This is a genomic window from Pseudoalteromonas sp. MMG005, assembly GCF_018101015.1.
GTDB classification, from domain to species: domain Bacteria; phylum Pseudomonadota; class Gammaproteobacteria; order Enterobacterales; family Alteromonadaceae; genus Pseudoalteromonas; species Pseudoalteromonas aurantia.
Window position 1 is genome coordinate 21660 of sequence record NZ_JAGJEK010000026.1, and the last position, 12605, is coordinate 34264.

General features: G+C 41.7%; 8 protein-coding genes. All 8 read left to right on the top strand.

From position 1 onward, the window contains the following. Position 1 precedes the first annotated feature (1 nt). On the top strand, positions 2–3175 hold the full coding sequence (locus tag J8M01_RS19370) for a multidrug efflux RND transporter permease subunit (protein ID WP_211059014.1): 3174 nt from the start codon (positions 2–4) through the stop codon (positions 3173–3175). A gap of 92 nt (positions 3176–3267) precedes the next feature. Continuing rightward, entirely contained in the window at positions 3268–3864 is a 597-nt protein-coding gene (locus J8M01_RS19375; protein ID WP_211059015.1) for a PilZ domain-containing protein, read from the top strand. Positions 3865–3918: 54 nt separating this feature from the next. After that, the gene (locus J8M01_RS19380; protein ID WP_210998494.1) at positions 3919–4962 is read left to right on the top strand and encodes an agmatine deiminase family protein; all 1044 of its coding nucleotides are present in this window, start codon (positions 3919–3921) and stop codon (positions 4960–4962) included. Positions 4963–4965: 3 nt separating this feature from the next. Continuing rightward, complete coding sequence (locus J8M01_RS19385) at positions 4966–5856, top strand: carbon-nitrogen hydrolase (RefSeq protein ID WP_210998495.1); 891 nt, start codon at positions 4966–4968, stop codon at positions 5854–5856. A 31-nt stretch (positions 5857–5887) separates the two neighbouring features. Continuing rightward, entirely contained in the window at positions 5888–9361 is a 3474-nt protein-coding gene (gene mfd / locus J8M01_RS19390; RefSeq protein WP_211059016.1) for a transcription-repair coupling factor, read from the top strand. Further along, positions 9362–10198, top strand: coding sequence for a CsiV family protein (locus J8M01_RS19395; RefSeq protein ID WP_211059017.1), 837 nt, complete (start codon positions 9362–9364; stop codon positions 10196–10198). A gap of 14 nt (positions 10199–10212) precedes the next feature. Then, complete coding sequence (locus tag J8M01_RS19400) at positions 10213–10461, top strand: DUF3862 domain-containing protein (protein ID WP_211059018.1); 249 nt, start codon at positions 10213–10215, stop codon at positions 10459–10461. A 390-nt stretch (positions 10462–10851) separates the two neighbouring features. After that, entirely contained in the window at positions 10852–12558 is a 1707-nt protein-coding gene (locus J8M01_RS19405) for a GGDEF domain-containing response regulator (protein ID WP_211059019.1), read from the top strand. Positions 12559–12605: the final 47 nt, after the last annotated feature.

Consider the following 12605-nt stretch of genomic DNA (forward strand, 5'->3'; position numbering starts at 1 on the left):
GATGTTCTCTCGCTATTTTATAGACCGACCAATATTTGCTTTTGTGATCTCTATTGTCATTGTATTAGCAGGGCTTGCTGCAATGCGAAGTTTGCCCGTAGCACAGTACCCTGAAATCGCCCCTCCTGTTGTACAAGTGACTGCAGCGTACCCAGGCGCTTCTGCTGATGTATTAGAGCAAACGGTTGCAGCGCCAATAGAAAATGCCATCACCGGTGTTGAAGGTATGATGTACATGAGTTCGACTAGCACAAGCTCAGGAGCAACCACAATTGCTGTTACATTTGAAATCGGCACTGACGTTGACCAAGCTGCGGTAGACGTAAACAACAGAGTGAAACAGGTTGAGGCTCGATTACCAGAAGAAACCCGACGCCAAGGCGTTCAGGTAACGAAAGGTTCATCTAGCTTTTTACAAGTTCATGCGTTTTATTCACCTGACAATACTCGAACCAGTTTATGGACTTCTAACTATGTCACCATGAACATTCTTGATCGTATTAAACGGATCCCTGGCACCACCAGCGTGCAAATTTTTGGCGCCAAAGATTATGCGATGCGCGTATGGTTAAGACCCGATATTATGAGTCAGCTAGCTGTTACCGTTGAAGAGGTTGCATCCGCTATCCGAGAACAAAACTCACAATATGCAGCTGGTAAGATAGGTGCAACCCCAACCTCAGTGCATGCTCAAGAACTTGTCTATAGTGTGACGGCACAAGGCAGGCTTTCAACACCTGAAGAGTTTGACGACATCATCATTCGTGCAAACCCGGATGGATCAAATCTACGATTAAAAGACATTGCCCGTGTTGAGTTAGGCTCTAAAGATTATGACTTTGCCGGAACAATCAACGGAAAAGAAGCTGTGTTACTTGGGATATTTTTACAACCTGGCGCTAACGCATTAGATGTTGCGGCTCAGGTAAATAGTACAATTGAAGAGTTAAAAACACAATTCCCCATTGGGCTAGCTCATGTTACGTCATACGACACAACACGTTTTGTAGAAGTGTCTATTCGCGAAGTGATTATCACCTTAATGGAAGCCATGGTTTTGGTATTCTTAGTGGTCTATTTATTTTTGCAAAACTGGCGAGCAACACTGATTCCAACATTAGCCGTGCCGGTATCTTTACTAGGTACATTTGCAGGCATGTATATGCTTGGCTACTCAATAAACACCCTCACATTATTCGGTATGGTGTTATCTATTGGTATTGTTGTCGATGATGCGATAGTGGTACTTGAAAATGTTGAACGTATTATGCACGAACAAAAAGCCTCCGCTCGTGATGCTGCAATACAGGCTATGAAAGAAGTCAGTGGCCCCGTAATCGCGATTGTACTTGTGTTATGTTCTGTGTTCGTGCCCATCGCGTTTTTGGGCGGTTTAACGGGCGAATTGTTCCGTCAGTTTGCCATTACAATTTCAATCGCGGTGAGCTTATCTGGTGTGGTCGCGTTAACAATGACCCCCGCTTTATGTGTGCTTATTTTAAAACAAGAACACAAACAAACTGCGCGATTTTTCTTGTGGTTTAATGCGTGGTTTACCCGTGTTACTGGTAAATACGTCGGTGCTGTGAGCTTTATGGTCCGTCGCGGGTTACTTGGGTTCATTTTAGTTGCCGCAATGATCGCTTCAACCGCAACCCTTTGGAAAAGTACACCCGGTTCTCTAGTGCCTGATGAAGATCAAGGTTACTATGTATCTGCTATTTTCCTGCCTGATGGTTCTTCACTTGAGCGTACAGCTAAAGTCGTCGAAGAAGTTATTGCTGCAGTTCAATCTAACCCTGCCAATGAAAATGTTGTCGCTTTTACTGGATTTGACTTCATCGGCGGCGGTTATAAAAACAGCGCTGCGACCCTATTCGTCACTCAAAAACACTGGGACGAACGAGAAATTGACACAAAGTCACTTGTTGGTGAGCTTTATATAAAAACAGCGCATATTAACGAAGCGTTAGTACTGGCATTTAACCCTCCGCCAATATTCGGACTAGGCAGTACCGGTGGGTTTGAAGTATATCTACAAAATAAAGGTGCTGGCGGCCATGAGAAGCTTAAGCAGAATATGCAACTGGTAATGGCTGAGGCACAGAAAAGCCCAGTGTTAGCAAGTTTGCAAACCTTGTGGCGACCTAATGCGCCTCAGCTCAAAGTACATATGGACCGAGAACAAGCCCGTGCTATGGGTGTTAACATCAATAGTGCATTCACCGCGTTGGGAGCTAACTTAGGAACGTACTATGTAAACGACTTCAATAAATTTGGTCGCGCTTGGCAAGTGCTGCTTTCAGCCGAAGCTGAATTTAGGATGACCCCTGAAGACGTAGGTCGTATATACGTGAAAAACAATCAAGGTGATATGGTTCCTATTTCCGCGTTTACACGTATTGAGTACAGCCGAGGACCTGAGAACCTAGAACGATACAACAACCTATCTGCAGTAAAGCTACTGGGTGAAGCCGCCCCAGGATACAGTTCAGGCCAAGCTATAGCTGAAATGGAACGTATAGCCAAAACAGTACTCCCACCCGATATGACTTACGACTGGACAGGCTCGGCCTATCAAGAAAAGCAAAGCTCTGGCACTACAGGTTTAGCGCTGGGCCTTGCTGTTATAATGGTATTTTTAATATTAGCAGCCTTGTATGAACGTTGGTCTTTGCCCTTATCGGTATTACTTGCGTTACCATTTGGTACATTTGGTGCGTTGATCTCTGTATGGATAGCGGGTTTAACCAATGATGTATACTTTCAAATTGGCCTCGTTACGTTACTTGGTTTGGCAAGTAAAAATGCTATTTTGATTGTTGAATATGCGCTTATGAAATATCAACAGGGTTGGAGTGCCAGTGCTGCTGCGCTTGAAGCTGCAAGGCTACGTTTTAGACCGATTATTATGACATCATTGGCATTTATACTTGGGGTAGTACCGCTCGTATTGAGCTCCGGTGCTGGCGCGGGTGCCCGACACAGTGTTGGTACCGGTGTTATGGGTGGCATGATTGCAGCCACATTCTTAGCTATTTTCTTTGTCCCATTATTCTTCTTTTGGTTAACAAATAGAAAGTTAACTGAGAAAAGAAGCAAACAGGAACTTGCTGAAGAAATCGCCCAGCAACATAAAAAGGAACAAGTTGACACCGAAGAAGGGCTTGCATAACCGAAACACGTTAATAAAACGCCAACTACAAAGTTGGCGTTTTTGCTTATAAGCCGTTAAGATTAAATAAAAAGTCAGTAACAGATTAATATATGAGCAGTAGCCTACAAAATACTTTTGATGAATACTTTCAAGTAGAAGACAGTAATCAGGTTAACTTATTTGTTGTCCAAAATAGCGATGTGCCACAAACACAGGCAGAATTAGAAAAGAACATCCCCGCACTATTTAAACTCGCTAATGAAATCAATGAACTAGATAGTAACGCATTAAGACCTTTACGGAATTTGGGGGATGTGGCAACGGAGCTTGCGTCATTTTTACAAGCCCAGTCTCGAAAAATCGATCTGATAATGAGCCATATACTGGCAACAGAGCAACCTGACGAAGACAATGTATATTGTGATAGTTATGGTGGTGGTGGATTGAAAGTAACCTTGGCGGAGAAGATATCTATAGGGACTCAATTACGAACAAAACTGTTTTTAAATCACGAAGCCAGCGCTATTTACTGCTACACACAGGTTATTGCTGTAGAACGGCTCTCTAGTGAAAAGCTGCAACACACGTTAGGTTTTACCCAAATTCGTGATGCTGACCAAGAGTTAGTGGTTCGCGCAAGTTTACATGCCCAGACCCGACAACTAAAAAAGCGTCAATTAACACAGAATAAAGAACAAAATAGCTGACACCAAACATGGGAATGATAAACTAGTAGCTTAGTAATTTATTTGTGTAACATCATGAGCTTTAGACTTTTACCTGAATGGGCACCGCAAGATGCAATTATGTTGACGTGGCCTCATAAAAACACTGACTGGGTTAATATATTATCAGATGTAGAACCTGTCTATGTCACTTTATGTCAACAGATTTCCCAAGTACAGAAAATACTGATCGTGGCCCACACACCGGCGCTAAAACAACATATCACAACACTACTGAATAATGCGTCAATCGACTTAGGTAACATTGTGTTTGTTATCGCCCCCTGCAATGATACTTGGGCTCGTGACCATGGTCCCATTACTGTGGCCAATAAACAAGGGAAGTTAAAGGTAAAAGATTTTACCTTCAATGGCTGGGGGAACAAGTATGAAGCGCAGCTAGACAACAAGCTCAATACTGCGATTGCGACACAAGCTATGAGTGAACACATTCAGTTTGATAGCATCAATTTCGTACTTGAAGGTGGTGGTATTGAAATAAATGAACATGGCACCTTACTGACAACCTCTGCTTGCTTATTAAACCCAAATAGAAACCCTGAATTTAGCAAAGAGCAAGTTGAATATACACTGTCACAAGAATTAGGCGCAGAGGCCTTCTTATGGGTTGAACATGGGTATTTAGCAGGTGATGATACGGATAGCCATATTGATACGTTAGTACGATTTGCGCCAAATAATACGATAGTATACGTAACATGTGATGATATTAATGATGAGCATTATGTTGAATTGGCGAACATGCAGCGTCAATTGGCGTCATTTACAACCCCTTCCGGAAGTAAGTATAATATAGTACCCTTGCCATGGCCAAAAGCGATATATAATGATGAGAAAGAACGCTTGCCGGCAACCTACGCCAATTACCTCATTCTAAATAATACCGTTTTGGTCCCTATTTATGGCGATGACAATGATAGTTTAGCGATCTCTCAAATCCAATCAGCTTATCCCCAGCATACAGTTATAGGCATTGATTGTTTACCTATTATTCATCAATTTGGTAGCTTGCACTGCATTACAATGCAATTACCACGTGGCTTTTTACAACAGGAATAGACTATGAGTACTCACGCCTTAAACGTCGGCATTGTACAACACAGCAACAGTGATGACCTTGCACAAAACGTATTAATAACTGAACAGGGGATCAGAGATGCTGCAAAACAAGGGGCAAAACTGGTTATATTACAAGAATTACATCGCAGCTTATATTTTTGCCAAACAGAAAATACAGACTTATTTGACCTAGCAGAAACGATCCCAGGTCCCAGCACACTTTATTTCGGTAAACTAGCACAAGAGCTCAACATAGTGATTGTAACTTCTCTATTCGAAAAAAGAGCAACTGGTCTGTATCATAACACCGCGGTTGTTATTGAAAGTGACGGCTCTATTGCGGGTAAGTATCGCAAAATGCATATTCCTGATGATCCCGGTTTTTATGAAAAGTTCTATTTTACACCTGGTGATATGGGTTTCACACCGATTGATACATCCGTGGGTAAATTAGGTGTGCTAATATGCTGGGATCAATGGTTTCCTGAAGGTGCTAGGTTAATGGCCATGGCCGGTGCAGAATTACTGATTTATCCAACCGCGATTGGTTGGGACCCTCGAGATGATAAAGACGAACAAATTCGCCAGCGTGACGCTTGGATAATTTCACAACGCGCCCACGCTATTGCCAATGGTATTCCTGTGATCAGTGTAAACCGAGTTGGCCATGAACATGACCCAAGTGGGCAAAGTGATGGAATAACATTTTGGGGTAACTCTTTTGTGGCAGGCCCTCAAGGCGAAATGTTACTGCATGCCAGTGAAGATAAAGAACAAGTATCGGTTGTTAAAGTTGATCAGGCACAAAGTGAATCCGTTAGACGCATTTGGCCGTATTTACGCGATAGACGAATTGATCACTATCAAGACCTTTGCAAGATTTATCGTGACTAAAACAATTAGAAAAACAGATTAGGAGTACTCAATGGCGTCTGCGCATTGGAGCGAATTACCTTGGATTAAAAACTCAAAGGATAAAATACACTGGGGTCAACTAAGTGGCAGCGGTTTAACTATCGCATTAAGCGAAGGAATAAGAAACAACCCAGAGTTGGTTGTTATCGTAACCCCAGATACTCCCTCAGCCTTGCGCCTTGAAATTGAGTTAGACTATTTGTTACCCGATTTACCCGTGATGGTTTTTCCTGACTGGGAAACTCTTCCTTATGATCACTTTTCGCCACATCAAGATATAATATCACAACGATTAGCCACACTTAACGCCCTGAAAAAGCAGAAACAAAGCGTGCTCATTGTGCCTGTAGCCACTTTAATGTTACGTACTGCCCCACCGGCATTCATTTATGGCAATGCACTCCAATTTAAGGTCGGTGATACGGTAGATGCGCAACAACTTAAAAATGCGTTAACAGAAACTGGTTATCGGCATGTTCAGCAGGTAATGGAGCATGGCGAGTTCGCGGTAAGGGGCTCGATAGTGGATCTTTTTCCTATGGGGAGCCCTACTCCGTTTAGGTTTGATTTCTTTGATGACGATATAGACAGCATACGTCTTTTCGATATAGAGACCCAACGCTCTAGCGATAAAGTAGAAAACATTGATTTACTGCCAGCGCACGAGTTTCCAACCAACGATGAAGATATCGAACGGTTTCGAGTAGGATACCGGAATGCATTTGGTGCAAGTGCCGAGCAAGACTCTATTTATATGCAAGTGACTAAAGGTAACTGGCCATCAGGCATTGAATATTATTTGCCTCTTTTTTACGATCAGTTAGCAACCATCTTTGATTATTTACCAGAGAACGCCACTATTGTTCATTTAGGTGATATTGAACATGCTGCTGATGAGTTTTGGCTTGATGTGTATAAACGTTATGAAAACCGCAAAGTGGATCCACTCAGGCCTTTGCTTGAACCAGCGATGTTGTATCAACCTGTAGAAGAGCTGTTTAAAAACTTTAACAGCCATCCTAGGATCCGGCTAAGCGAAGCAAAACTTGGTACAAAAGCAGGTCATACGAACCTCAGCGCAAAACCGATTAAAGATGTGCGTATTGACCACAAACAGACGGATCCATACGCACAGTTATTGAAGTTTGTTACTGCTCAGAAAAAACAAAAATCACGTATTGTGTTCAGCGTTGAAACCGATGGCCGACGTGAATCATTACTCACGCTACTAAAACCGACGGGGTTAAAACTTAAAGAGTTTGATAATTTTCAAAAATTCTTATCTGCAAAAAGTGATGTTGGGCTAGTTGTAAGTCCATTAGAGCAAAGTGTTTACCTCTCTGGAGAGCCCAGCTTAAGCATCATTACAGAACAAGAGTTGTTAGGCGTTAAAGTCTCACAGCGTCGTCGCCGTAAGCATAAGTACGAGCAAGGCCAAGATTCCCTTATTCGTAATTTAGCAGAATTAAAAGAAGGTCAACCCATCGTTCACCTCGATCACGGTGTAGGCCGTTATCTCGGTTTGCAAACCATTGATGCAGCCGGTGTCGCGACAGAATTTGTGACCATTATTTATGCAAATGAAGCAAAACTCTATGTACCTGTTTCAGCGCTGCATATGCTTAGTCGATATTCCGGAGGAGAAGAAGCAAGCGCCCCACTTCATAAATTAGGTTCTGATGTCTGGGAAAAAGCCAAACGTCGAGCGGCCGAGAAAGTCCGAGATGTTGCAGCAGAGTTGCTCGATATATACGCTAAACGACAAAGTAAACCTGGTTTTTCCTTCAAAATTGATGGTGCTGCATATAGGGAGTTTAGTGACAGTTTTCCTTTTGAAGAAACCGATGACCAGCGTAATGCCATTGAAGCTGTTTTGGCTGACATGCAGTCTAATCTGGCGATGGATAGATTAGTGTGTGGTGATGTCGGCTTTGGAAAAACGGAAGTCGCCATGCGCGGTGCTTTTGCGGCGGTCAATGACAATAAACAAGTGGCTGTTTTAGTACCCACTACCCTGCTCGCCCAACAGCATTTTGAGAATTTTAAAGACCGATTTGCTGACCTGCCAATAGAGGTTGGGGTTTTGTCTCGTTTCAACAGCACCAAAGATCAAAAGTCTACATTAACAAAGCTTAAAGACGGCACCATTGATATCGTTATTGGAACCCATAAGCTTATACAAGAGAGTATTAAGTTTAATGACTTAGGCTTATTGGTTGTTGATGAGGAACATCGTTTTGGTGTTAGGCAAAAAGAAAAAATTAAGCAGTTGCGTGCCGATGTCGATATTTTAACACTCACAGCCACGCCTATTCCACGGACACTTAATATGGCAATGAGTGGAATGCGAGACTTATCAATTATTGCCACCCCGCCAGCGAAACGTTTAGCTGTTAAAACATTTGTTAAAGAACGCAATGATGAGTTGATCCGAGAAGCAATTTTGCGTGAGATTAAACGCGGGGGACAAGTCTACTTCTTGCACAACAATGTTGAAACCATCGACAAAACAGCTTCGGATATTGCAGCCTTAGTACCTGAAGCAAGTATTGCCATTGCACATGGACAAATGCGCGAACGAGAGCTTGAGCAGCTTATGGGAGATTTTTATCACCAAAAGCATAACGTACTCGTCTGTACCACCATTATTGAAACAGGTATTGATATTCCTTCGGCAAATACCATTATCATGGATCGTGCCGACAAGCTTGGACTTGCGCAATTACACCAGTTACGCGGCCGTGTTGGGCGTAGCCATCATCAAGCCTATGCGTACTTATTGACGCGAAATACCCAAACATTGACTAAAGATGCTGTTAAACGTTTACAGGCAATCGAGTCTCTTGAAGTTTTGGGGGCCGGTTTTGCGCTTGCCACACATGACTTAGAGATTCGTGGCGCGGGTGAGTTATTAGGTGACGACCAAAGTGGTCAAATTCAATCCGTTGGCTTCACACTTTATATGGAAATGCTGGAACAAGCGGTACAAGCATTAAAAGATGGCAAAGAGCCAACACTTGAAAATTTACTGCAAAAACAGTCTGACGTTGATTTAAAAGTCCCGGCGTTACTGCCGGATGATTATATTCCAGATGTGAACATTCGTTTGAGTATGTACAAACGTATTGCAAGTGCAACAGACTTAGGTGAGTTAGATGAACTGCAAGTCGAACTCATTGACCGATTCAGTTTGTTACCTGATGCCGCTAAAAACCTATTCGCAATACAGGCTCTCAAGCTCAAAGCAAGTAATTTAGGGATCAGTAAGGTCGAGGCAAACATCAAAGGCGGGTACTTTGAATTTAGTACCTCGACAAAGGTTAACCCAACGTTCATTATAGGTTTGATACAAAGCAACCCCTCTATTTATAAAATGGAAGGTGCAAGTAAGTTACGTTTTGCAATCGAAGAAAAGAATGGGCAAGAAAGAATGAAGTTAATCAATGCGATGATGGATGATTTTGACAAAAAGGCGCTGGCATAAATGCACTTAGTAAAAACAATGATCATATTGTTGGCCGCCACAAGTGCTTTCGATGTTCATGCAGTACGATGGTTTGAAATCGAAATGATAGCATTTGAACAAAAAGCATCTCCTCTCTTGCGAGAAGATTTCAGTTTAGAGCATGCTGAGATCAAAGGTAACCGCAAACGAGATTTACTCACTGATGGCTACAATGCGCAAGGACAGCAACACTGCTTAAACGGCGATAGCTTTTTTGACCCTCGGCCACTGAGTGTAAAGTTAACCAGCAAGAATGCGTCATGGCTTTGTACTGACAGCGCCGATTACATGTCTAAATATGATACTTTGCCACTAACGCCTTTCGCACCGGCTCAAGAGCATATGGATAATATTTATCTACTGGCTAAAGAGCAGCTACAATTTGACAATACGGTAAGTAAGCTCAAACGCAAAGGCTTAAAACCAATCTTGCATACTGGCTGGCGTTTTCCAGAGCAAAGTAAACGACGCGCACCTTTTATCAAGGTATTTGCAGGCAAGCGTTTTCCGGTGCCCGTTAGCTACCATATTGCCGACACTGTCACTGAGCAAGGTTATGTGAGCTTATTACCCAAAAAACCACAAGCTATGCCCTCTGAACACGCTGACAACTGGCAAATTGAAGGTTTAGTAAAAATACATGTCCGACACTACCTATACGTAACAACCGATTTAGATATACGTTACGAAATAGAAACTGGCGACACACAAATTGCACGTATGTCTCAGTACACACGGGTTTATAGTGGTGATATGCATTATCTGGATCACCCAAAACTTGGCATAATATTTCAAATTAGAAAATACCAACACTAATAACGGGGAAAAACATGAAACAATTTTTTATCATTGCGGGATTACTCTCGCTTGCCGGATGCTCTAAAGTTTCGCTTGAAAACTACAATAAAATAGAAGTTGGAATGGACAAAACAGAATTAGAACAAGTTTTAGGTACTGCTGATAACTGTGAAGAAAAAACACTGCATACAAATTGTACATGGGGTGACGAAACACAGTATATTAAGGTTACCTTAGTAACCGATAAAGTCACTCTTTACACAAAAAAAGGGCTTGAGTAGTTTCTCCTCTAACTCGAGCTCACCTACAAAGTTAGGTGAGTTCACCAGAATTTCTTTGTTTATTTAAACATACAATTTAGCAGTTGGCCATGGTGATCAAATTACGCCATGGCTTTTTAAAACGGCTGCATTACTTCATTCCCTGCGTATTTCTTCAGACCTACGGCATATCAAAAGATCAATAACGCAAGAATAAGTCGTTATTTATCTACCAAAATTAATATATGTCAATGCTAAGGCTTTTTGGCCAAAGTAACCGCTAATTTCTGACTCCTTTATAAAATACCGACTATTTCAGGCCATTTTTTGACCTTATCATTTTTTACGTTAAAGTTAATAAGGTCAATGCTTTGGATCAGAGCGAATGCGCTATTTCTAGGAAATATGTAGATGGATATTCTAATTATCGATGATGATTGTGTAGATAGAAAGATTATTAAAAAATCATTGAGTGCGTCAACCTCTAACGATCATCACATAGTGGAAGCAAGCTCTGTATTGCAAGGCATTAAAGCCATTAAAAACCGTAGCTTCGATGTCATCATCTTAGACTACCGAATGCCCGATGTTAATGGGCTAGAATTGCTTATCGATCTCCGTTCGAAACCCGACTTGGGCGACACAGCCATTATTATGGCGAGTGGCTCTGAAGAATCACACCTTTCATTGGCATGTATTGAAGCCGGCGCCCAAGATTTTATTTCAAAGCAAGACATCAACCGAGAAAGATTAGATAAAGCACTCCAGCAAGCTAAAACACGCTTTCAAATGGAACAAAAAAAGCATGCTAGCTACCTGCAAGTAAAAGAAATGGCAGAAAAAGATGCGTTAACAGGGCTATCAAACCGTTATCATTTCGACGAGATGATTTCTGCTTTAATCGCAAATAGCAAACGAAATAAGCAAAGTATCGCGTTGCTTAGTCTCGATTTAGACAGCTTCAAAATAATTAATGATACATTAGGCCACAGCGCAGGAGACGCAATATTAAAAGAAGTCGTTAACCGTATCTCGTCATGCTTAAGAAGTAATGAAGGGTTTGCCCGAGTTGGTGGTGATGAGTTCGCCATCGTTATAGGCAGCATTCAAGCCATATCAATTATCAGTGTTATCACAAATCGAATTTGTGATATGTTTAAATCCCCATTTAAAGTAGAAAATCACGAGGTGTATTGTGGCGTAAGTATTGGCGTTGCTTTATTTCCAACAGATGCATGTAACGCCCAAGAGTTGATGAAATGTGCTGACATTGCAATGTATCGAGCAAAACAAAGCGAAGATAATAACATTTGTTATTTCAAGAGCGAATACCAACAAACGTTTCATAGGCGTTTTAGTATTCAAAATAGCATGAGCACACTCTTGCATAGTTCTAGCTTCACGCTTGTATATCAGCCTATTTTTTCTACTATCACATCAGAATTAACCAGTATAGAAGCGTTGATACGCTGGCCAAAATCCGAGCCTATATACACTCCTGATGAATTTATACCGATTGCCGAAGAGTCAGGAATTATCGTTGAGCTCGGACAATGGGTAATAAAAACAGCGATAGCACAATTATCAATATGGCACCATAAATTTAGCCATAAGTTAGCACTCTCGATCAATATTTCCCCCTTACAACTTAGAGACGCTGGGTTTACTGAATTTCTTGTAAGTACCTGTCAAAAATCAGGTATTCATAATCAATATGTGACACTGGAAATTACTGAACCGACCCTTTTCAACAAAAATGAGGTGATTACGGACACGTTAAAACATCTCTGCGAACTCGGCTTTAACTTAGCACTTGATGGTTTTGGGTTGGGGCTTACTTCCATTAACCTCCTGACAACTTCCCCTATTAGTATTGTTAAATTAGATAAAAGTATGCTGACTCTCAATCCGTGTACACATCTCAGTATGCTCAAAGCACTATCACTCATGCTCAATACTTTGGAGTATTCCATTGTCGCAAAAGGCGTAGAAACACAGCAGCAATTAGATCAATGCGCTGAGCTGAGCTTGGCCGGAGTTCAAGGCTTTTTATTAGCAAAGCCAATGTCCACAGAGCATTTAGAAAAACGCTTGGAATACCTGCTCGATACAGTTTAGTGCTTGCAACCTAAATAACCCTTATCGACATAAATTTGAGAGTGCCA

What these genes read in the sequence shown, in the direction of transcription:
- J8M01_RS19370 (WP_211059014.1), top strand. Translation starts at nt 2, where the DNA reads ATGTTCTCTCGCTATTTTATAGACCGACCAATATTTGCTTTTGTGATC.
- J8M01_RS19375 (WP_211059015.1), top strand. Translation starts at nt 3,268, where the DNA reads ATGAGCAGTAGCCTACAAAATACTTTTGATGAATACTTTCAAGTAGAA.
- J8M01_RS19380 (WP_210998494.1), top strand. Translation starts at nt 3,919, where the DNA reads ATGAGCTTTAGACTTTTACCTGAATGGGCACCGCAAGATGCAATTATG.
- J8M01_RS19385 (WP_210998495.1), top strand. Translation starts at nt 4,966, where the DNA reads ATGAGTACTCACGCCTTAAACGTCGGCATTGTACAACACAGCAACAGT.
- mfd (WP_211059016.1), top strand. Translation starts at nt 5,888, where the DNA reads ATGGCGTCTGCGCATTGGAGCGAATTACCTTGGATTAAAAACTCAAAG.
- J8M01_RS19395 (WP_211059017.1), top strand. Translation starts at nt 9,362, where the DNA reads ATGCACTTAGTAAAAACAATGATCATATTGTTGGCCGCCACAAGTGCT.
- J8M01_RS19400 (WP_211059018.1), top strand. Translation starts at nt 10,213, where the DNA reads ATGAAACAATTTTTTATCATTGCGGGATTACTCTCGCTTGCCGGATGC.
- J8M01_RS19405 (WP_211059019.1), top strand. Translation starts at nt 10,852, where the DNA reads ATGGATATTCTAATTATCGATGATGATTGTGTAGATAGAAAGATTATT.